The sequence below is a fragment of the Flavobacterium sp. C3NV genome (assembly GCF_046825355.2).
In the GTDB taxonomy this organism is placed as follows: Bacteria; Bacteroidota; Bacteroidia; order Flavobacteriales; family Flavobacteriaceae; genus Flavobacterium.
The window spans coordinates 203,917-226,447 of record NZ_JBKQBJ020000008.1 but is presented as its reverse complement, the minus strand read 5'-3'; the positions used below and the strand labels follow the sequence as shown (position 1 = coordinate 226,447).

At 33.4% G+C, this 22,531-nt stretch carries 21 protein-coding genes; 4 read left to right on the top strand and 17 right to left on the bottom strand.

The window, feature by feature from the left end:
• Positions 1-6 precede the first annotated feature (6 nt).
• The 5 genes from mrdA to purH form a co-directional block, all read right to left on the bottom strand.
• Positions 7-1,959, bottom strand: a complete 1,953-nt coding sequence (gene mrdA, locus ACIDC4_RS13790; RefSeq protein WP_412043086.1) for a penicillin-binding protein 2 — start codon at positions 1,957-1,959, stop codon at positions 7-9.
• A complete protein-coding gene (locus tag ACIDC4_RS13785; protein WP_412043087.1) occupies positions 1,956-2,462 on the bottom strand; it encodes a rod shape-determining protein MreD in 507 nt (168 codons plus the stop codon). Before ACIDC4_RS13785 ends, mrdA begins: the two co-directional genes overlap by 4 nt.
• Positions 2,455-3,279, bottom strand: coding sequence for a rod shape-determining protein MreC (gene mreC, locus ACIDC4_RS13780; protein WP_412043088.1), 825 nt, complete (start codon positions 3,277-3,279; stop codon positions 2,455-2,457). Before mreC ends, ACIDC4_RS13785 begins: the two co-directional genes overlap by 8 nt.
• A gap of 108 nt (positions 3,280-3,387) precedes the next feature.
• Positions 3,388-4,416, bottom strand: a complete 1,029-nt coding sequence (locus ACIDC4_RS13775; protein ID WP_007804822.1) for a rod shape-determining protein — start codon at positions 4,414-4,416, stop codon at positions 3,388-3,390.
• A 54-nt stretch (positions 4,417-4,470) separates the two neighbouring features.
• Positions 4,471-5,997 carry a bifunctional phosphoribosylaminoimidazolecarboxamide formyltransferase/IMP cyclohydrolase gene (purH, locus tag ACIDC4_RS13770; RefSeq protein WP_412043089.1) on the bottom strand — a complete coding sequence of 509 codons (1,527 nt, stop codon included), beginning with the start codon at positions 5,995-5,997 and terminating at the stop codon, positions 4,471-4,473.
• Between the two features lie 165 nt (positions 5,998-6,162).
• On the opposite strand from purH, the gene ACIDC4_RS13765 reads away from it, so the two are divergent.
• Complete coding sequence (locus ACIDC4_RS13765; protein WP_230034873.1) at positions 6,163-7,410, top strand: ABC transporter permease; 1,248 nt, start codon at positions 6,163-6,165, stop codon at positions 7,408-7,410.
• Positions 7,411-7,705: 295 nt separating this feature from the next.
• On the opposite strand, the gene ACIDC4_RS13760 is transcribed toward ACIDC4_RS13765, so the two are convergent.
• From ACIDC4_RS13760 to tamL, 4 genes are all read right to left on the bottom strand, one after another.
• Positions 7,706-8,350 (bottom strand): hypothetical protein, encoded by a 645-nt coding sequence (locus tag ACIDC4_RS13760; RefSeq protein ID WP_412043090.1) that lies wholly within the window; start codon positions 8,348-8,350, stop codon positions 7,706-7,708.
• Positions 8,351-8,433: 83 nt separating this feature from the next.
• Positions 8,434-9,288, bottom strand: coding sequence for an acetyl-CoA carboxylase, carboxyltransferase subunit beta (gene accD, locus ACIDC4_RS13755; RefSeq protein ID WP_056190173.1), 855 nt, complete (start codon positions 9,286-9,288; stop codon positions 8,434-8,436).
• Between the two features lie 110 nt (positions 9,289-9,398).
• Positions 9,399-10,466 carry a class II fructose-bisphosphate aldolase gene (fbaA, locus tag ACIDC4_RS13750; protein ID WP_230034877.1) on the bottom strand — a complete coding sequence of 356 codons (1,068 nt, stop codon included), beginning with the start codon at positions 10,464-10,466 and terminating at the stop codon, positions 9,399-9,401.
• Between the two features lie 58 nt (positions 10,467-10,524).
• Positions 10,525-13,080 carry a translocation and assembly module lipoprotein TamL gene (tamL, locus tag ACIDC4_RS13745; protein WP_412043091.1) on the bottom strand — a complete coding sequence of 852 codons (2,556 nt, stop codon included), beginning with the start codon at positions 13,078-13,080 and terminating at the stop codon, positions 10,525-10,527.
• A gap of 37 nt (positions 13,081-13,117) precedes the next feature.
• Here tamL and ACIDC4_RS13740 point away from each other — a divergent pair, with 37 nt between their 5' ends.
• Positions 13,118-13,846, top strand: a complete 729-nt coding sequence (locus ACIDC4_RS13740; RefSeq protein WP_412043092.1) for a TrmH family RNA methyltransferase — start codon at positions 13,118-13,120, stop codon at positions 13,844-13,846.
• Between the two features lie 9 nt (positions 13,847-13,855).
• Here the strand turns inward: ACIDC4_RS13740 and porT are convergent, their stop codons facing one another.
• The 4 genes from porT to ACIDC4_RS13720 all read right to left on the bottom strand — a co-directional run bounded on the left by porT (position 13,856) and on the right by ACIDC4_RS13720 (position 16,724).
• A complete protein-coding gene (porT, locus tag ACIDC4_RS13735; RefSeq protein WP_230034883.1) occupies positions 13,856-14,566 on the bottom strand; it encodes a type IX secretion/gliding motility protein PorT/SprT in 711 nt (236 codons plus the stop codon).
• A gap of 1 nt (position 14,567) precedes the next feature.
• Complete coding sequence (gene ubiE / locus ACIDC4_RS13730; RefSeq protein WP_412043093.1) at positions 14,568-15,299, bottom strand: bifunctional demethylmenaquinone methyltransferase/2-methoxy-6-polyprenyl-1,4-benzoquinol methylase UbiE; 732 nt, start codon at positions 15,297-15,299, stop codon at positions 14,568-14,570.
• Positions 15,300-15,883: 584 nt separating this feature from the next.
• A complete protein-coding gene (locus ACIDC4_RS13725) occupies positions 15,884-16,366 on the bottom strand; it encodes a dihydrofolate reductase (RefSeq protein WP_412043094.1) in 483 nt (160 codons plus the stop codon).
• Positions 16,367-16,379: 13 nt separating this feature from the next.
• Positions 16,380-16,724, bottom strand: coding sequence for a 2TM domain-containing protein (locus ACIDC4_RS13720; RefSeq protein WP_230034886.1), 345 nt, complete (start codon positions 16,722-16,724; stop codon positions 16,380-16,382).
• 236 nt (positions 16,725-16,960) lie between these two features.
• Here ACIDC4_RS13720 and ACIDC4_RS13715 point away from each other — a divergent pair, with 236 nt between their 5' ends.
• The gene (locus tag ACIDC4_RS13715; RefSeq protein ID WP_173970880.1) at positions 16,961-17,257 is read left to right on the top strand and encodes an isoamylase early set domain-containing protein; all 297 of its coding nucleotides are present in this window, start codon (positions 16,961-16,963) and stop codon (positions 17,255-17,257) included.
• Between the two features lie 191 nt (positions 17,258-17,448).
• On the opposite strand, the gene ACIDC4_RS13710 is transcribed toward ACIDC4_RS13715, so the two are convergent.
• The 4 genes from ACIDC4_RS13710 to ACIDC4_RS13695 all read right to left on the bottom strand — a co-directional run bounded on the left by ACIDC4_RS13710 (position 17,449) and on the right by ACIDC4_RS13695 (position 21,011).
• A complete protein-coding gene (locus ACIDC4_RS13710; protein WP_412043095.1) occupies positions 17,449-18,300 on the bottom strand; it encodes a thymidylate synthase in 852 nt (283 codons plus the stop codon).
• A gap of 74 nt (positions 18,301-18,374) precedes the next feature.
• Positions 18,375-18,998: a bifunctional nuclease family protein gene (locus tag ACIDC4_RS13705; protein WP_042566126.1), complete on the bottom strand. Its 624-nt coding sequence runs from the start codon at positions 18,996-18,998 to the stop codon at positions 18,375-18,377.
• 165 nt (positions 18,999-19,163) lie between these two features.
• A complete protein-coding gene (locus ACIDC4_RS13700) occupies positions 19,164-20,132 on the bottom strand; it encodes an electron transfer flavoprotein subunit alpha/FixB family protein (RefSeq protein ID WP_412043096.1) in 969 nt (322 codons plus the stop codon).
• Between the two features lie 132 nt (positions 20,133-20,264).
• Entirely contained in the window at positions 20,265-21,011 is a 747-nt protein-coding gene (locus ACIDC4_RS13695; RefSeq protein WP_412043097.1) for an electron transfer flavoprotein subunit beta/FixA family protein, read from the bottom strand.
• A gap of 491 nt (positions 21,012-21,502) precedes the next feature.
• On the opposite strand from ACIDC4_RS13695, the gene ACIDC4_RS13690 reads away from it, so the two are divergent.
• Entirely contained in the window at positions 21,503-22,480 is a 978-nt protein-coding gene (locus tag ACIDC4_RS13690) for a pyruvate dehydrogenase complex E1 component subunit beta (protein WP_072954767.1), read from the top strand.
• Positions 22,481-22,531: the final 51 nt, after the last annotated feature.

Below are 22,531 nucleotides of genomic sequence, written 5' to 3'. Positions count from 1 at the left end.
ATTGTATTAATTTTCTTGGGTGGTGTCTAAAGGTACTTTCTTAACTTCTACTTTGGGCAGCTTTGCTATTTTTGCGCTCATAACGGAGTCTTTCGGAGTAGATTCAATAGCGCTCGCTGCAGTCATTCCTCCTAATTTTGCATATTCACTTACAAGACTTTTGTTTAATACCCGAATTTCTAAATCAGTTCTTGTGATTTTTTTTCTTAAATATTTTTCGATCATCAAACTAGCAATTGGTCCTGCAACTGTAGCACCAAAACCTCCATTTTCAATCATAATCGCAATAGCAATTTTAGGGTTGTCTTTTGGTGCAAAAGCAACAAATATAGAGTGGTCTTTAAGCTGAGTTCTTTTTCCGTTAATTTTGGCAAAGTTTTCTGCCGTACCTGTTTTTCCGCAAATATCAATTCCATTTACCCTAAGTGAAGCAGCTGTTCCTTTATTGTATACATCAAATAAACCACTTATGACCGGTGGGAAATATTTTTGATCAATTGTAGTTACGTGTTTTGTTGTAAACTTAGCATCGATTTTTTTTCCTTCAATTTTCTTAATGATATGAGGCGTATAATAATACCCTTGATTGGCAACAGTTGCCATCATATTAGCAAGCTGAATAGGAGTCATTAAAACCTCACCCTGACCAATAGCGTTGGATACAATCGTTGAGCTTCTCCAGCCTCCGTTAGGATAGATTTTTTTGTATGTTTTAGAAGTTGGAATATTTCCTCTTTTACCAGTTGGTAAATCATAACCCATAAATTGGCCTAATCCAAAACTTTTTACGTGATCACTCCAAACATCTACTGCCTTACCCGGGTCTTTGTATTTATTAATAGTTAACATATACGCCTGGCCAAAGTATGTGTTGCAGGAAAGGTAAATTCCGTTATGCAATTGATGAGGTCCAAAGCCGTGGCATTTCATAAAACGACCACCACCATAACTAAAACCATGGTGACACATAAATGTAGTTTGTTCATTAACAACACCTTCTTGTAATGCAACCAGACCCGTCAGAATTTTGAAAGGTGAGCCGGGAGGATATTCTGCCAAAAGTCCTCTATCGTATAAGGGTTTTGCAATAGAATCATGATATAAAAGTGTATAGTTTTTAGATCTTTGTCTTCCCACCAAAATACCAGGATCATAAGAAGGAGCGGTAACTAATGCCAGAATTTCACCTGTTTTAGGTTCAATGGCAACAATTCCACCTCTTTTATTGATCATTAATTCTTCACCATATTTTTGAAGTTCAGCATCAATAGTCAGATTAATGTCTTCTCCGGCAACAGCGATAGTGTCGTATTTGCCCTCTTTATAAGAGCCAATTTCTCTATTATATTTGTCTTTCTGGATGTATTTTACACCTTTTATTCCGCGTAAAACTTCTTCGTAGCTTTCTTCAACACCTTGTCTTCCAATTAAGTCACCACTATTGTAATAAGGGTTTTTAGCAATTAGTTTTTCATTTACCTGTAGAATAGAGCCAAAAATATTGGCGCCATAATCTACTTCATAATCACGTAGAGAACGTTTCTGGAAATAAAAGCCTTCATACTTTCTGATTTTTTCCTGAAAAGCGGCAAATTCATTTTTGTTTAATTGCGGTAAAAATACAGAAGGTAATCTTGGACTGTATACTTTAGCTTTTGCAACCCTCCTGTCGTAGTCTTCTTTAGTAATATTTAATAATGCGCAAAATTCGCTAACGTTAAGATCGTCCTTAATCTCTCTCGGGATTACCATGATGTCATAAGAAGCCTGATTCGCAACTAGCAACTTTCCGTTTCGGTCATAAATATAGCCTCTTTCAGGATAGTCATACTGCTTCTTGATTGCATTATTATCAGATTTTAACTTAAAAGAATCGTCTATAATTTGCAAATAAAATACCCTCATCACAAGCAGAGATGCTGCGATAATAATTAAAGAGGGCAGCAGAATTTTTCTCATCGTTTATTGGGCTTAATAAGGTAAATTATGATAATTGAGGTGATTATTGTAAAGATTGAGCTAAATAATGTTCGGAGTAAAATATCCCAAATAAATTTAAACTGAAATGCTTCCAGGATGAATAATACGATATGATGTAATAAAACCGATACCATAATAAATGAAAATCGTTCAGGTGTTAACGAGTCATTTAACTTAATAGTCTGGTACTCATAGCTTAGTCCAAATGAGAATTTAAATATATAAGGTCTGTAATAGGCGAGGATAACGCAGGCTGTTGCATGAATTCCTCCTGAATTACAAAACAAATCCATAGTAAGACCCAGTAAGAAGCTAGAAAATATTAATCCGGCTTTATTACTGTTTACCGGATACAAAATAATGTATAGGATGTATGGGAAGGGACTTATATACCCTAAAAAATTCATATTATTAAAGATAACAATCTGAATTGCTAGTAAAATAATAAATCGAAAAATATTGACTAACAAAGCGCTATTCATCTTTTTTCTTTTTTTCTAAATTAATAAGTTCTTCTCTATCCTTGCTTTTTATAACATATACATGTCCTAAATTTGTCATATCATTAAATAGCTTAACGTCTATGACGTAATAACTGGTGCCTGTTTTAACATATATATTGTTGACTGTACCAATATTAATTCCTTCAGGGAAAATAACAGATTGTCCACCGGTAACAATGGTATCGCCTTTTCTGATAGAAGCTAGTCTAGGAACATCTTCAAGCTGAACAAATCCTGTGCTCTTTCCATTCCATGTTAATGAACCAAAATGATTTGACTTTTTTAGTTTTGCATTAATATGAGATTTCATATTCAAAATACTTACTACTGTAGAGTATCTTGGTGATGTGTTATCAATTACACCAATAATTCCTAAACTATTGATTACTCCCATATCCTGTTTGATTCCGTCATTTGATCCGGAATTTAAAGTAATGTAGTTTTCGTGCGTATTGTATGAGTTGTGAATTACTTTTGAAACTATAATATCCGCAGGTTTTACTCCTTTTACACTATCTGCTAAAGGAATTTTTGTAGTGTCTTCCTTATTGAATAAAAGACTTTTTAATCTTGCGTTTTCAAGTACAAGTTCGTCGTTTTCGGTTCTTAAATTCAAATATTCATTTACATGATTGATTTTTTCATAAACACCTCCGCTTAAAAAATTAGCTGAGCTGATTACTTTACTTCTATGAAAAGAATGCGATTGAATTGTGAGAGCCAACGAAATGCCTAAAAGCAGCAAAAACAGCAATCGATTACTGTTTCTTATAATGAAATTAAAAATTTGCTGCATTTCTTGTTTGGTTATTTTGTTTCAGGATATGCTATTAAGTTTCAAATTTTATAAGAGTCAAATAAATTCAATTTGACTCTTATAAAAACATATTGATTATTTAGAATCTTATTTAATTAAGATACTTTTAAATTTTGCAATATTTTTAAGTGCCATTCCGGTTCCACGAACTACAGCTCTTAACGGATCCTCAGCAATATAAACAGGTAAATCTGTTTTTTGCGAAATACGTTTGTCAAGACCTCTAAGCATAGATCCACCACCAGCTAAATAAATACCAGTGTTGTAAATATCTGCGGCTAATTCCGGAGGAGTTTGAGATAATGTTTCCATTACAGCATCTTCAATACGCTGAATCGATTTGTCTAATGCTTTAGCAATTTCTCTATAAGAAACATCAACTTGTTTTGGTTTACCGGTAAGTAAATCTCTACCCTGAACTGACATATCCTCAGGAGGACCATCTAAATCTTCGATAGCGGCTCCAATTTGAATTTTTATTTTTTCAGCAGTGCTTTCTCCCACAAAAAGGTTGTGTTGAGTACGCATATAATAAACGATATCATTGGTAAAAACGTCACCTGCAATTTTTACAGATTTGTCGCATACAATACCACCTAATGCAATAACTGCAATTTCTGTAGTACCACCTCCAATATCAACAATCATATTTCCTTTTGGCTGCATAATGTCGATACCAATACCAATTGCTGCTGCCATTGGCTCATGAATCAAATAAACTTCTTTTCCGTTTACTCTCTCACAAGATTCTTTTACAGCTCTCATCTCCACTTCGGTAATACCTGAAGGAATACATACTACCATTCTTAAGGCTGGAGTAAACATTCTTTTTTTCAATGCAGGAATACTTTTGATGAACATGTTGATCATCTTTTCCGAAGCATCAAAGTCGGCAATTACACCGTCCTTCAAAGGCCTTATGGTTTTGATATTTTCATGCGTTTTACCTTGCATCATATTGGCTTCTTTACCAACAGCAATGATTTTGCCTGATATTCTGTCACGTGCAACGATTGACGGACTATCAATAACAACTTTATCATTATGTATGATTAAAGTGTTTGCGGTACCAAGGTCTATCGCAATATCCTCGGTCATGAAATCAAAAAATCCCATAAGTTTTTTAGGGGTTTAAAATGTTATAAATTATTTTGAACAAAGTTAAACAAATTAATGTTTAAAATGACGTGTTCCTGTAAATACCATTGCAAGATTATTTTCGTTGCAATAATTTATGCTTAATTCGTCTTTTATTGAACCTCCAGGCTGAATTACAGCTGTTATTCCTGCTTTTTTAGCTAATTCTACACAATCCGGAAAAGGGAAAAATGCATCACTTGCCATAGAAGCGCCGGTTAAATCAAATCCAAAAGCTTTAGCTTTATCTACAGCTTGTACCAAAGCATCAACTCTTGATGTCTGGCCAGTACCTGAAGAAATTAATGTTCCGTTTTTTGCAAAAACAATCGTGTTTGATTTTGTGTTTTTACAAATTTTTGAAGCAAATATCAAGTCTTCTATTTCCTGAGCAGTTGGCTCAGTAGTAGTAACGGTCTTTAAATGCTCTTTAGTATCTGTAATATTATTTCTGTCCTGAATTAACAAACCGTTAAGACATGTTCTCACTTGTCTTGAAGGTAATTCAACTTCATTCTGAACTAATATAATTCTGTTTTTCTTTTCTTGCAAAACTGCAATTGCGTCATCATCATAACTAGGAGCAATTACTACTTCGCAGAATAATTTATTGATTTCCTGTGCTGTAGCCAAATCAATTTTAGTGTTTGCAATCAAAACTCCGCCAAAAGCAGAAGTTGGGTCGCAAGCCAAAGCTGCTAAATAAGCTTCACTAATTGTTTTTCTTGAAGCTAAACCACAAGCATTATTATGTTTTAAAATAGCAAAGGTTGGTCCGTCAGTTTTAAACTCATTAATTAAGTTTACTGCCGCATCAACATCTAATAAATTATTGTAAGATAATTCTTTTCCGTGAACTTTTTTGAACATCGCATCAAAATCTCCAAAAAAGAAACCTTTTTGATGTGGGTTTTCTCCATATCTTAAAACCTGACCACCTTCGATACTTTCTTTGTAGATAGTGTCGTCAGTATTAAAATAATTAAAAATCGCACCATCATAATGAGATGAAACGTGAAACGCTTTTGTAGCAAACAATCTTCTGTTTTCAAGAGTTGTTGCTCCGTTTTGCTCTGTAATTAAATCAAGAAGCAAACTATATTCGTTAACCGAAGCTACAATTACAGTATCCTTGAAATTTTTTGCACCGGCACGAATCAGTGAAATCCCGCCAATATCAATTTTTTCAATAATATCCTGCTCACTTGCGCCAGAAGCAACCGTTTTTTCAAACGGGTACAAATCAACAATAACCAGATCAATCTGAGGAATATCAAATTCCTTCATTTGTTGAACGTCACTTTCGTTATCTTGACGGTTTAAGATTCCACCAAAAATTTTCGGGTGCAAAGTTTTTACCCTTCCGCCAAGAATTTCAGGAAATGAAGTAATGTCTTCAACCGGAACTACAGGAATTCCAAGGTTTTTTATAAAATCCTCAGTTCCTCCAGTCGAATAAAGTGTTACGTTTTGTTCGTGTAATTTTCTAACGATTGGCTCTAGTCCATCTTTCGAAAAAACAGAAATTAATGCTGATTGTATTGTTTTAGTTGTGCTCATTGTGTAGTTATGATTTTCAGACTGCAAAAGTAGTTTTTTTAAATATTATTTTAAAGAAAATTAATGTAACATTATGCTAAAAAAATCTACTGATGAGTAAGTTAACTTTTATTAGGATTTTGATTTTAATTTATTGAATTTTACTTTTATGAAAAATACACGTATATGCTGGTTTATCTAAGGTTATTAAAAGAAAGTTTCCGCTTTGCCATAAACGCTTTGCGAAATAATAAATTGCGTACCTTATTGTCACTGTTGGGAGTTACGATTGGTATTTTTTCGATTATTGCTGTATTGGCAGCGGTAGATTCTTTAGATCGAAAGATTTCAAAAGATTTGAGCAGCTTAGATAAAAATACGATTTATTTAATGAAATACTGTTTCGGACCATCTGAAATTCCGCAATGGAAAAGAGAACAGTTTCCAAATGTCAAATATGACGAATATATAAGTTTAAAAAATTCCCTTAATAATACAGATCAGGTCGCTTATCAGCTTTTTGTAAATCATGAAACTTTAAAATACGATTCAAAAACTGTTAGCGATGTTAATATCGTTCCTTCGTCTAGCGAAATGGTAGATATCGAAGGATTGAGTTTTGATAAAGGAAGATTTTATAATGAATCTGAATCGAATTCCGGAAGTGCCGTTATTGTTTTGGGATATGATATTGCCGAAGGGCTTTTTGGAACAAGCGATCCTGTTGGAAAAAATATTCGTTTGTACGGACAACGTTTTACCGTAATTGGTGTAATCAAGAAACAAGGAGCAGGTTTTTTTGGCGATAGTAATGATACATCAGTTTATTTGCCAACGAATTTTTTACGCAGAATGTACGGTGATAATGATGCAATGACGCCGGTTATTGTTTTAAAACCTGTAAAAGGAGTAGACATGGAGGCGTATAAAGCCGAAGTTGCCCAAAAATTGCGAGCAATTCGCGGAATGAAAGCAGGCGAGTCTGATAATTTCTTTATAAATGTACTTTCGGGTTTTACTGATTTTGTAGATGGAATTCTGGGAAGTTTAAGATTTGGAGGAATATTTATTAGTTTCTTCTCTTTTCTGGTTGGAGGATTTGGAGTGGCCAATATTATGTTTGTTTCAGTAAAAGAGCGAACTAATTTAATAGGGATTCAAAAATCTTTAGGAGCAAAAAACCGATTTATATTGTTTCAGTTTTTATTCGAAGCGGTTATCCTTTGTTTAATAGGCGGAATGATTGGTTTATTGATTGTTTGGCTGATGTCGATGCTTTTGACTAATTTATTAGATTTTGAATTTGTTCTAAGTTTCTGGAATATAATTATCGGGGCTGGATTATCAATTTTGGTGGGAGTAATTTCAGGAATTCTTCCGGCTATTTCAGCAGCAAAATTAGATCCGGTTGAGGCGATTAGAACGGGAATGTAATTTAAGGATCTAAGATGCTGAGTTGCCTAAGATTCTAAGTTTTTTTTTTAAGGTTAAAAGAAATAAACATGGGAGTTCGTTGGTGATAAAGTTCCGAAGCAACGGTTTATATTGTATAAGCGGAATTATTCCGTTGAATGTGAAATTGCTTATATTGGATAGCCTCCAGCTTTAGCTGGAGATTTATATACAGATAAAGAATTAGGCTTTAGCCAAAGAATTTATGCTTCGTAAACTTGCGAAAGGTTTCTAAATAAAAAATCCCAAGAAAAATTATTTCTTGGGATTTTTTATTTTAATTCAATTTTGGACGTTTTACAAATTCTATATGTTTTGGAAATTTGATTCTCGTTTTATCCCATTTGATATTATCTGAACTGTAATAACTATTATTTTTTTTGTATTGAAGAACGGTATCTTCTTCTTGAGTTGTTCTTGCAATGTAATAGAAATCCCGATCTTTTAAAGATGACTTTAAAGCGGCAATTAAGTTGTAAAAACTTTCAGATTTTAAAGTGTCTAATTTTGATGAAACAAAAGTAAGGTTTCGAAAATCATCTTTATAATTCAGTTTTATAAAATCGGATATACTGTTGCTTGGAATTTCAATTAAATCTTTAGGTTGTAAATTTATAAAATGTGGAATGGTATCGTTTTCGGAGCCAGTGCCGCAAATGAATCCTAATTTCTCTCCTTGAAAGTAATATATTTTGGAATCAGAATCAATGATAAAGGTATTGGTTCCATAGGTTCGCCAGCCTGGAATAGGCGGTGGTGGGGGTGGGGGTGGGGTGTTATCTTTGTTTATTATATCTATCGTTTTTTTGGGTTTAATATCTTTTTGCGAAATTATATAAGGTGTATTGTGTTTAATATTTTCTTTTTTGGCACAATTCAAAAGAAACAGACAAATTACAAAGCCAATTAAAACTCTTTTCATAAAGTGAAGATTTAAAATAAAGATATAAAAAAATCCCATCAGCCGAAGCGAATGGGATTTTATATGTTTTAGAAGTTTGAAAACTATCTAATTGTATTATTCTGAATCAAATCGATATATAAGTTGATCTTATCTTTCAATTCTTTTCTTGGCGTGATAAAGTCAAGGAAACCGTGCTCTAATAAGAACTCAGCAGTTTGGAAACCTTCCGGTAAATCTTTACCAGTTGTGTCACGAACAACACGAGGACCGGCAAAACCAATTAATGCTCCAGGCTCAGAGATGTTGATGTCTCCTAACATTGCATATGATGCAGTTGTTCCTCCTGTAGTTGGATCAGTACAAAGCGAAATGTATGGTAATTTAGCTTCAGCTAACTGAGCTAATTTTACTGATGTTTTAGCTAATTGCATAAGCGAATAAGCAGCTTCCATCATACGAGCTCCACCTGACTTAGAAATCATTACAAAAGGTAATTTGTTTTTGATCGCGTGATCAATACCTCTGGCAATTTTTTCTCCAACAACCGCTCCCATAGATCCACCAATAAAGGCAAAATCCATACAGCAGATAACAAGTTCTTTTCCTTTAGATTTTCCCACTCCTGTACGCACAGCGTCTTTTAGGTGAGTTTTCTCCATTACATCTTTCAATCTTTCTGCGTATTTTTTTGTATCCACAAAATGCAAAGGATCTTTTGATGTCATGTTTTTATCCAATTCAACAAATTCATTATTGTCGAATAAAATTTCAAAATAGGTTGCGCTTCCAATTCTAACATGAAAATCATCTTCAGGACTAACAAATAAGTTTCTGGCTAATTCGTCAGCATCAATAATTTTTCCAGTAGGAGATTTGTACCACAATCCTTTAGGAACGTCCATTTTGTCTTCGGTCGCAGTCGTAATCCCTTTTTCTTGTCTTTTAAACCAAGCCATTTTTTTAATTTTAGAATGTAGATTTTAAAGTTTAGATTTTTCAATCTGATTCAAAATTTAGATTTCAGGCTTTTTTAGAAGTCTGAAATCTAAAATCAGAAGTCTAAAATTTAAAGTGTATTTACGTTATTCAAGTCAGCAAAAGCTTGCTCAAGTCTTGTATTGAATGTCACTTCGCTTTCACGTACCCATTTTCTTGGGTCATAATATTTTTTGTTAGGAACGTCAGAACCTTCTGGGTTACCAATTTGAGTTCTTAAATAGTCAATGTTTTTAACCATATAATCACGAATTCCTTCAGTATATGCAAATTGTAAATCTGTATCAATATTCATTTTGATAACTCCGTATCCAATAGCTTCTCTGATTTCTTCAAGTGTAGAACCTGAACCTCCGTGGAAAACGAAATCAACCGGGTTAGCACCAGTTTTGAATTTGTCTTGTACGAAATCCTGAGAATTTTTTAAGATTTTTGGAGTCAATTTTACGTTACCTGGTTTGTAAACACCGTGAACGTTTCCAAAAGCAGCTGCAATTGTAAATTTAGGGCTAATTTTAGATAATTCTTCGTAAGCGTAAGCTACTTCTTCTGGTTGAGTGTATAATTTTGAGCTATCAACATCAGAGTTGTCAACACCATCTTCTTCACCACCTGTAATACCAAGTTCGATTTCTAATGTCATTCCCATTTTGCTCATTCTGGCCAAATACTCTTTACAGATCTCAATGTTTTCTTCGATTGGCTCTTCAGACAAGTCGATCATATGAGAACTGAATAATGGTTTTCCTGTTTCTGCAAAATGTTTTTCAGAAGCATCTAATAAACCATCAATCCAAGGCAATAATTTTTTTGCACAGTGGTCAGTATGTAAAATTACGGTAGCACCGTAAGCTTCTGCCAAAGTATGAATGTGTTTTGCTCCGGCGATTCCTCCAGCGATTGCTGATTTCTCGTTAGCGTTAGATAATCCTTTTCCTGCGTTAAATTGTGCTCCTCCGTTTGAAAATTGAATGATAACTGGCGCATTTAGTTTCGCTGCAGTTTCAAGAACCCCATTGATTGTGCTAGACCCTGTAACATTTACTGCAGGTAAAGCAAAACCTTTTTCTTTTGCATAATTAAAAATTTCCTGTACTTGATCTCCTGTAGCTACTCCGGGTTTAATATTGTGTGCCATTGTAATTTTTTTTAGTTGTTTTTAGTTTTTAGGTTGCAAAAATAAGAATTAATTAGCATTAGAACGGATAATTTATCCCAAAATTTAAAACCGAATGACCAAAATTGTATTCTTTGAACCAGCGGTCTCCCTTCTCATGCGCCGGATTATAAGTCTTAAAGCCTAAATCTAAGCGAATAACAAAAAAGCTTAAATCGTAACGCAAACCAAATCCTGAACCCAAAGCAATTTCAGCTAAATCGTTTACGCCAGAGAATTTTGCCTTCTCGTCGATGACATTATCGAGTACATTCCAGATATTTCCGGCGTCTGCAAAGATCGCTCCCTTCACATCTCCAAAAACTTTAAAACGGAATTCTGCACTCAAAGCGATCTTCATATTTGCTTCGTTAAAATCGTTTGCTGCATTCGTACTTCCCGGACCCAAAGAGTAAGGTTGCCATGCGCGGTTATCGTTTGAACCTCCTGAATAATAACTTCGTGAAAACGGAATATAATCTGAATTACCAAACGGAATAGCTATCCCAAAAAAGCTTCTCACGGCCAGTACTTTTTCTTTTCCAAAATCCCAGTGTTTGATATAATCAAATTCGGTTTTTATATATTCCGAATATTCTAAGTTGAATATTTCATAGTTACCTCTGGAATTTTCAGGCAGCTTTGCAATGCTTGAAATGGCAGATAGTAAAGTACCTGCAGATTCTATTTTGGTTTTAAACTGATAAAAGGTATTATCGGCAAGATCTTTTTTAGTCGTTTTAGTAAAAGTGTAACTAGTGGCTAAAATAAAGTCATTTTCAGTCAGACGAATTCTTCTTTCTTCTATGCTTTGTACGTCTTTATATTGGCTATCTCCCGGTCTTAATACCGTTTGGTCTGTTAGTACTTCTTTTGTAAAGTTGTTTGCTCCCTCAGGAATAATTAGGTTTCCGCTAGTATCAACATTAGTGGATTCTATGTTATATGCGCTTGCAATGTTGTTTAATTCATTATATGAAGAAGTATAAACATTAAAATAATTATTAGGATTTAAATTTCGTACAAACTGGGCATTAAGCAATTCAAGTTTGGCTGTATTGTATCGTTTTGGAGACCAGTTATAGGCAAGACCTCCTGTAAAGTTTTCTTTGTCAAGACCTATGTTTCTTTGTTTAGAGAAACCTGCAGTAATGCTGGTAGAAGGAATCATTCTTTTCGGAATAATTTTTTCGGTACCAAAAGGCAATAAAATCCTTGGGAAATTCAGTTTTAAATCCAAGCCGTATTCTGATACGTTAAAGAAATTATCATTAGGATTTGCCATGTCTTTCGATGAACCTACATTTAAACGTGCCGAAATTTCCAGCGTTTCGGCCCTATTAAATACATTTCGAATCGTTTCAGAAATACTGGCTCCAATACCAAAATCCTGAATATTAGAATGGGTTACATCAAGAGAGGCACCAAAACTATATTTCTTTCTTGGTGTCAGATAAACATTTGCAATTAAGGATTGTGCCGTTGAGTCGCGTTTATCAACTTCATATTGAATCGAAGGATAGTTAAAGATTTTTAAGTTGTTTAAATATCTTGAAGAAAGTGTTGTTCTGGTGTCAGAAAAATAATTTCCTTTAGTAATAAAAACGGCATCGGTAATTGCTCGCGGTTTGTATTTTAATTTTTTGTGACTGTACAGATTAAAGTTATTGTACGTCGTGCTGTCTGTTATTTTAGTTTTTGCATTTGCCGGAGAATAATCCGTGTAAATGTTAACATCGCTTATCTTGTATAATTTAAAAGGCTCTGTTCTGCTGGAATCTCTTTCCTGAATATTATTGTTGTTGATGATTAAAGTTACATCAGCTTTGTTCTTTTTGCCAATAGTATCAATGTCAAAAGTTACATAAGTAGGTTGAAAGAAATAAGCACCGTGATTTCTAAAGTAAGTCGTAAGACGGTTTTTTTCATCTTCAAAATCAGCAGTTTTATATTGTTTTCCGGATTTTAAAAACGAAGGTTCGTTGTTGGTTCTGTATAATGAATCCAGTGCCGGAGTCTTGATATTCGTGTTAATAGTGTCCAGAGTATAAGCCGGGCCAGTAGTAATGAGGTAATTTATTTTAGCTTTTTTTCTGGCAACACTATCAATACTATAATCTGTCGCTACATTAAAATAACCATTATTAAAGTAGTAGAACTTTAAACGTAAAAGAGATTTTTTTGTCTTTGCAGTATCAATAACCACAGGAGGTTCGCCTGTACTTTTCAGGAATTCATGAATACCTTTGTACAGAAAAGATTGTCCAAGTCGGTCGACTTGCTTTGCAGATAATATTTTGGCCTGACGCTCGTATAAACCAGGATGATTTTTAAATTTAGCCTGATAAGTAGAATCAGGATTTAAGTTGGCTAAGTTGTATAAATTTAAACGTAAACGATATCCTAACAAAGTACCATTTGGTTTTTGGTACATTTGGTTAGAAGCTATTTCGTCGTTCGTAGCCTTTCCATTTACAAGAATAGTATTTTTTACAAGAAGGTTTTTTCCATCTGGAACTCTTTTTACAGCATTACAACCGCAAATAAATATTGCTATTAGAATAAATGCTGTTATTTTTGTGGAATTCTTTTTCAAGTGTTCTTAAATATTTAATTCAAAAGTACATTATTTTATGGTTAGTAAAAACCAAATAAAACTTATATCAAGTTTACATCAAAAAAAGCAACGTTTTGCAAATCAATTATTTTTTGCCGAGGGAGTAAAAGTAATTCAAGAATTGTTGTTATCCAATTTTGAATTAGAGCATTTATACACGACTCTAAATGATTTTGAAGAAGTTCATTCCTCAAAACGTACGCTTATTTATGAGCAGGACCTTAAAAAAATTAGTGCCCTATCAACTCCAAATTCGTGTTTGGCAGTTTTTAAAATTCCATCCGAAAATAAAATTATCAACTCAGGTTTGATTTTAGCGCTTGACGATATTCGCGATCCCGGAAATCTGGGAACGATTTTACGTCTTTGTGACTGGTTTGGTATCAAACAAATTATTTGTTCTAAAGAAACTGTCGATATTTATAATCCAAAAGTAGTTCAGGCAACTATGGGGTCTATTGCCAGAGTAAATGTGAATTATGTTGATTTGAAAACTTTTATTGCTGAAGCCAATGTTCCTGTTTTTGGAACTTTTATGGATGGCGAGAATATTTATCAGTCTAATTTACCTCAAAGCGGAATCATTATCATGGGTAATGAAGCCAATGGAATATCATCAGAGATTGAAAAAATAGTGACAAGCCGACTCACAATTCCAAGATTTGGAGAGCTGCAAAAAACCGAAAGTTTAAACGTAGCTACTGCAACAGCAATTATTCTTAGTGAGTTTAAACGAAATAGTTAGGTATTTGTTTTAATGAAAAGTAAAATTAATTAAAATAGCCCTGGATTTCATAGAATCAATATTATCTGTCCATGGGCTTGGTCCTTTTGCAGGATTGTCGCGAATTAATTCATCTGTAATACCAAACATACCTCTTATAGAAGGTGAGAAGATAAAGTATTCAGAGAAAAAGTCAATTCCAAAACCTACTTCGTAAGCAGCGGTCCATTGTTTTACCCTGAATTTCCCTTCAAAATTATCATCTTTTGATTTTGCGTTGCTGGATAAATTCAATGTTGTAGACATTCCTCCAACAAGATAGGGGCGAATGTTTCCTGTACGCAGTGAAGAAAATTTTAATAATAACGGGAAGTGAATATAAGTACTGTTTACTTCTCGTAAATAATCTTTTTCTAAAGGTAAATTTGGATAATACAAATCACGTTTAGTATAATACAAACCTGGCTCAAAACGCAAATTGATGTATTCCTGTAGTCTTAAATCGGCTACAACACCTACATTAAAACCAGTAGTCTTTTTTACCTGAATATCCGGACCGGGAGTTTTGTAGTCAAATTTAAAATCGAAACTATTAAAACCTAAATAATAACCAAAATACAGGCGTTGTTTTTGCCAGTTTTCAAGATTTATAATAGGATCCTTGCTAAACATGCTTTTCGCAAATTGAGAATATCCGTTTGTCGTTAAGACTAATAAAAGTAAGACTACAGTTTTTTTCATACTATTTTTTAGATGCAGAATAAATGGTGGCAACCCCAAAAGTTTGAGGCATGGATACAACATCTATAAACCCAATTTTTCTTAAAATATTGTTTAAAGCTTCTCCATAAGGAAAAACTGCAGCAGATTCAGATAAATAACCATAAGCAGAATTATCTTTAGAAAACAATTTACCAATGATAGGAAGTATATTTTTGCTGTAAAACTTATAACCTTGTTTATAAGGAGTTTTGTCAGGAACCGACGTTTCCAGAATTACAAAAACACCATTAGGTTTTAGAACTCTTAAGATTTCAGCAAAACCTTTTTCTAAATGCTCAAAATTTCGAACCCCAAAACCAACAGTTATAGCATCGAAATAATTGTCTTCAAAAGGAATTTTTTCAGAATCTCCTAAAACCATATCAATTAAATTTGATAATCCTTTTTCTGCGATTTTCTTTTTTCCAACTTCCAGCATACCTGCAGAAATATCCAGACCAATTATTTTTTCGGCATTTGTTTGCGCCATCAAAATGGCAAGGTCTCCAGTTCCGGTTGCGATATCAAGAATAACTTTGGGTTTTTTATCCGAAACTATTTTTAATACTTTTTTTCTCCATTTAATATCGATTCCAAATGAAATTACGCGATTCAAATTGTCGTAGTTCCCTGAAATGTTATCAAACATTTGGGCAACTTGCTCTTTTTTACCTAAAGAAGAGTCTTTATATGGGGTTATTTTTTCAGACATTTTTTTTATTTACGCAAATATAATACAATCTGACTTAACTGTAATTGAGTTTTTGAATTTGTAAATTAATTGTTTTAACTGTAGATGTTTAATTATCGTTTGATATTGGATTTTGGCCATCACCAAAAGTGGGTATTTTGAAAAAATCACCAAAAGTGGGTATTGTGGGACGTGGATTTTATGACCAACTTTGCTACAGTTAAAAAGATAGAATTTTAATGATTGATTGAATTAATGACTTGAATCAAATGAATATTTTTTTTGCACTGGTAATTTCATTTGTTCTTGTAAGTAGTTTTGAAAGTATTGTTCTTGGGGCCAATACTCTTTAAAGTGCGAAATACGTTCTTAGGATTAAATTTGTTTTTGGAAATTTTAATTTTCTTGCCTTTAATATCTTAGTGGTATTTGTTATTAAAGGCTCTTTGAGATTCGTTCTCATTTAACATTAAATGTTATTCAGTTATTCAAATGTTTCTAACATTTGTGATTTTTTTTACCAAAACCATTACTCGAATGAGTCAGATTTAAAAATCAATCGTTTTAAAAAACATCCTTCACAAGAGGATGTTTTTTTTGTTTTATTACTTTCTAATATAGGTTTCGTACGTATAATCAAAAAGATGTTTGTCATCTTTAAAGTTTTCTTCAGCTTCTACCAGTTGCCATTCACTTTTGCTGATTTTTGGAAAAAAAGCATCTGCTTCAAAAGTATGGTGCACTTTGGTTATCTCAATAATATCGGTATAAGGCAACGCGAGATTGTAAATTTCGCCTCCGCCAATGATATACGAATCTTCATTTTCAGGACAAGCAGCAATTGCTTTTTCGATACTGTCGACTACAATGCAGCCTTCCGGATGATAATCTTTTTGACGTGTTATTACAATATGAACTCTGTTTGGAAGTGGTTTAGGGAAACTTTCAAAAGTTTTTCTTCCCATAATAATATGATGATTCGTTGTAAGCGATTTGAATCTTTTAAAATCATTTGGTAAATGCCAAACTAATTCATTGTTTTTTCCAAGCTCGTTATTTTCGGCAACAGCCGCTATCATTATAATCATAGCAATCTAGTAACTAAATTTTATTTTCGGTATCCTCAATTATTCTGGATTCTAATTGACTAATTCTTTTTTGCTGTAAGCCAACAAGTCTGTCAATTTGTTCTCTTTCCCATTTTTTATTCATGAATCTGTCTGTAATGTACACCTTTATAAAGTGTAAAATAAAGATAAAGAACCATATCGTAATTCCCCAAACACACCAGTTTTGATCTGTGTTAGCGCCAAAACCAAAAAATCTGTTGGCAATAAATAAAAATAAACTTCCTAGCAGAAAAAGTACAAAATGAAAGTATAAGATCTTTTTCTGTCTAAGTCTTCTTCGGGCATATTCGTATTGTTCGTGCGCTTCTTTTTCCATAAGATATAAATGAGGTCATAAAGTTAAAATTTATTTTGTAATCACCCTATTTAGATGCTGGAATATTTCTTTTAAAATGGGCTGAGAGTTTGAATTCCAAAATTTTACACAGATTTAATTATTAAATAGATAAAAAAATAATCGGTTTTTGATATTATGATAAATCGGTTGTGAAGGTATCGAAAAATCATCTGAATTTGTGTAATTTAGTCTATGAATCTAAAAACTAAATAGTTATGTCTTTAAAGAAACAATTTATTAAAACGAAGCCGGTAGTTAAAGTTACATTTTCTATTGATGCTAAAGACGCAAGTTCGGCTGCGGTTGTTGGCGATTTTAACAACTGGAATGTTGAGGAAGGAACTTTGAGTAAGTTAAAAAACGGTACTTTTAAAGCTACTTATGACTTGGTTAAAGATGCAATTTACGAGTTTAAGTACGTAATTGACGGAAGTTATGTTAATGATCCTGAAGCAGATTCTTATAAATGGAATGATTTTGCAGGAAGTGAAAATAGTGTTTTAGTAGTATAAAGTAAAACCTTTAGATAGACAAAAAAATACCACAGCGAACGCTAAGTCTACTCTTAGCTTTATAAAAAAGGAAAAGTTCGCAAAGCTTTGTATTGATTTAGCTTTGCGAACTTTTCTTTTTGTATGATATCTTAGGGTAAAAATCTTTGCGTTCTTTGCTGTAAAGCATTAGGTTTTAAAACTAATAGTTATTATACGGCAACACTTCCTTTTATTCCCGCATGCGGTTCATAATCTACAAGTGTAAAGTCATTATAATCAAAATCAAAAATGTTTTTAATCTCTGGATTTAATCTCATTTTTGGTAATGGTTTTGGCTCACGGGTCAATTGCAATTCTAATTGTTCAAAGTGATTGTTATAAATATGTGCGTCTCCAAAAGTGTGAATGAATTCTCCATTCTCCAGATCGCAAACCTGAGCAATCATCATCGTTAATAATGCGTAAGAAGCAATATTAAATGGAACTCCTAAAAAGATATCAGCACTTCGCTGGTACAATTGGCAGGATAATTTTCCTTTTGTTTCTCCTTTTTCTAGATCAGGACTGCTTACATAAAACTGAAAAAAGGCATGACATGGAGGTAAGGCTGCTTTATTGTTGGCCACATTTTCTTCAAATGACTTTTTTGTATCAGGTAAAACCGATGGATTCCATGCTGAAACCAGCATTCTTCGGCTATTAGGATTTGTTTTAAGTTCTGTAATCAAATCAGAGATCTGATCAATTTCTTCGCTATTCCAATTACGCCATTGGTGTCCGTAAACAGGGCCTAAATCTCCATGAGAATCTGCCCAGGCGTCCCAAATTTTTACCCCATTTTCCTGAAGATATTTTATATTGGTATCCCCTTTTAAGAACCAAAGAAGTTCATAAATGATCGATTTTAAGTGTAATTTTTTGGTTGTTACCATTGGGAAACCTTCACTTAAATCAAAACGCATCTGGTAACCAAAAACACTTTTAGTTCCCGTTCCTGTTCGGTCTCCTTTTTGATTGCCGTTTTCTAAAACATGTTTTACTAAATCTAAGTATTGTTTCATTGTGGTTATTCGGTTGTTCGTTTAATTGTTTAATCGATTTAACGAATAAACAAATCAACGATTAAACAATAATTTTATCTTTTCGAGATTTCGTCTCTAATTTTTGCTGCTTTTTCATAGTCTTCCTGAGAAACCGCCTGATCTAAAAGTTCATTTAGTTCCTGCAAACTATGTTTTGCGTAAACATCTCCGGATTGATTACTTTCTTCTTCATGTCCAAAAGTTTCCGGATTAGAAAGTACATCATCAATTTCCTGAGAACCCTGATCAGTTTCTGCAGTATTCGATTTTAAATAGATACCGGCCTTGTCTAAGATATTTTTATAAGTAAAAATCGGAGCATTGAAACGCAAAGCCAATGCAATTGCATCAGAAGTTCTGGCGTCGATAATTTCTTCGATTTTATCTCTTTCACAAATTAAACTGGAGTAAAAAACGCCATCGACAAGTTTATGAATAATGACTTGTTTTACAACGATATCAAATCTTTCAGCGAAGTTTTTGAATAAATCGTGCGTTAGCGGGCGTGGAGGTTTAATTTCTTTTTCTAAGGCAATAGCAATCGATTGGGCTTCGAAAGCGCCAATAACGATTGGTAATTTTCGTTCGCCATCAACTTCATTCAAAATTAAGGCATAAGCGCCATTTTGAGTTTGACTGTATGAAATTCCTTTTATGGATAATTTTACTAGACTCATATATGTGGGTAAAAAAGGGCAATTATTGCCTCATTTTAAGACTTTTTTTGATTGAAAAATAAAGGTGCAATTTTAATCAAAAAATATGGAACAAAAAAGCCACCTAAAACAAAGATACGATTATCTTGTTTTTAGGCAGCTATATTTTTATAGAGAATTTTTAAATTAAGAATGTTGTGCTTTAAAAGCTTTTAATTTCTCAGTTAATTCCGGAACAATTGTAAAAGCGTCTCCAACGATACCATAATCAGCAACTTTAAAGAAAGGAGCTTCAGGATCGTTATTGATAACCAATTTTACTTTTGATGAGTTAATACCTGCAATATGCTGTATAGCACCAGAAATTCCTACTGCAATGTATAAGTTAGTTGCAACTGGTTTTCCTGTTTGCCCAACGTGTTCGCTGTGAGGTCTCCATCCTAAATCAGAAACGGGTTTAGAACATGCTGTTGCAGCGCCTAAAACAGCCGCTAAATCTTCGATTAATCCCCAGTTTTCAGGACCTTTTAGTCCACGTCCGCCAGAGACTACGATATCAGCATCAGCAATAGATACTTTTCCGCTTACTTTTTCTACAGATTCTACTTTTACTCCAAAGTCATTATCTCCAATTGATGGACTAAAATCTTCTTCGGTTGCAGATCCTGCACTTTCGAAAATTCCGTAAGAGTTTTTAGCAAGTCCAAGAACTTTTACATCAGTATTGATTTCTGTAATGTTGAAAGCTTTGTTTGAGAAAGCATTTCTTTTTACCTGAAAAGGAGAAGTACTAACTGGTAATCCAACAACATTTGATGCGAAACCGGCATTTAAAGCCACGGCAACTAATGATGAAAGATAAATACTGTCTGTAGTCGAAGAAAGTAAAACTACTTTTGTTCCTTCTTTTTCGGCAGCTTGTTTGATAACATCGGCGTAAGCCTTTGCTGTAAAACCATTTAATTTATCGTTGGTAACTTTTAATACTTTATCAACTCCGTATTTAGCTAATTCACTAACATCACTCGTGTTTACAGTTAAAGCTGTAACAGTTGTTCCTAGTGATTCTGCTACTTTTTTAGCGTAAGAAGCTAATTCAAAAGCAACTTTTTTAAATTTTCCTTCTGCAGATTCTGCATATATTAATATTGACATGATAATTTTAGATTTTAGATTTTAGATTTCAGATTTTTAAAATTGAATTCTAAAATGGTTGTTATTTTAAATTAACGATTTAAGTTGGTTTTAGATTTTGTATTGCCGTTCAGCAATCTAAACTCTACAATCTTAAATCACCTTTGCCTCGTTGTGTAATAAATTGATTAACTCATCTAAATTATCAGGAGAAATTAATTTTACTGCTGATTTTGGAGCTGGTTTTTCAAATTTTACCGCTTTTGTATTTACAGGAGCATCAACCGGCTCAAGAATAGTAAGAGCTTTTGTTCTTGCTGTCATGATTCCTCTCATGTTCGGGATACGAAGATCTTTTTCTTCAACAAGACCTTTTTGACCACCAATGATTAAAGGTAAAGAAGTGCTTACTGTTTCTTTTCCACCATCAATTTCACGAACCGCTTTTACGTTGTTTCCGTCAACAGTGATAGCTGTACAAGAGTTTAAAAAGTTAGAGCCAAGAATTCCTGCAATCATTCCAGGAACCATTCCTCCATTATAATCAAGAGATTCTTTTCCTGCAATTACAAGATCATAACCTCCGTTTTTAATTACTTCAGCCAATTGTTTTGCAACAAAAAAACCATCAGTAGGGGTAGCATTTACACGAATAGCTTCATTTGCACCAATTGCTAAAGCTTTACGTAAAGTAGGCTCAGTATCTGGTCCTCCAACATTTACTACAGTTACAGTAGCGCCTTGTTGTTCCTGAAACCAAATGGCACGTGTCAAACCAAACTCGTCATTAGGATTAATTACATATTGAACACCGTTGGTATCGAATTCTGAGTCACCATTGGAGAAGTTGATTTTTGAAGTAGTATCAGGCACGTGGCTGATGCAAACTAATATTTTCATAAGTATATATTTTATATTTATAATATGCTTCTACAAATTTAGAAATTAAAATCGGAATAAAATACTATGCATGCATAATATTATTTAAAAACTATTACGATTTCGCAGATTCTGAAATTTAGAGGCCGTTTTGTTATGTCTAAAAATAAATAATGCAGTCATTTCGATTGATTCTTAGGAATTTTACAAATCAGGCAATCCGGGCAAGTGTTAAATTTTAGACTAATTTATACTACTTTTTTAGTTCTTACGTTTTAGTGAGAGAATTTTATGAAATAAAAATTAAACAAAAAGAGTTGAGTTTGTAAGATAAGCACTTTATGAAGGGAATAATGGCAATTATATCGATTTCGTAAATGTCACAATAATTTTTAAAAAGTTAAAAGCGCAAGGTATAAGGAAGATCATGTGATTTTAAATCTAATTTATGCTTTTAAGTTATTTAAAATATTTATTTTTGCTCTTCAGAAAATTCAACATACAATATAAATATGAGAACAATACAATTTAGAGAGGCCATTTGCGAAGCGATGAGCGAAGAAATGCGTCACGATGAATCCATATATTTAATGGGCGAAGAAGTTGCAGAATACAACGGAGCATACAAAGCTTCAAAAGGAATGCTTGCTGAGTTTGGCGAAAAAAGAGTAATCGATACTCCAATTGCTGAGCTTGGTTTTACAGGAATTGCAGTAGGATCAGCTATGAACGGTTGTCGTCCTATTGTGGAGTACATGACTTTCAACTTCTGTTTAGTAGGTATTGATCAAATTATAAATAACGCTGCTAAAATGCGTCAAATGACAGGAGGACAATTTAATGTGCCTATCGTTTTTCGTGGACCAACTGCTTCTGCAGGTCAATTAGGAGCTACTCACTCACAAGCTTTAGAAAACTGGTTTGCAAATACTCCGGGTCTTAAAGTTGTTGTGCCTTCAACTCCTTACGATGCAAAAGGACTTTTAAAATCTGCAATTCGCGATAACGATCCTGTAATTTTTATGGAATCTGAGCAAATGTATGGTGACAAAGGTGAAGTGCCGGACGGAGAATACACAATTCCGTTAGGAGTTGCTGATATCAAACGTGAAGGAACAGATGTTACTATCGTTTCTTTTGGTAAAATCATCAAAGAAGCTTTTATTGCAGCTGATGAATTAGCTAAAGAAGGTATTTCTTGCGAAATTATCGATTTAAGAACAGTTCGTCCTATGGACAAAGACGCGATCTTAAAATCAGTTAAAAAAACAAACCGTTTAGTAATTTTAGAAGAAGCATGGCCATTTGCAAGTATTTCATCTGAAATCACTTATATCGTTCAGGAACAAGCTTTCGATTTTCTTGATGCGCCAATTCAACGTATTACAACTGCAGATACTCCTGCGCCTTATTCGCCAGTATTATTAAAAGACTGGTTGCCAAATGCAGGTGATGTAGTAAAAGCAGTTAAAAAAGTGTTATACAAATAATACACATTTAAAATACTCACAAAACTTCATCATTCATAGTTAATTGATGAA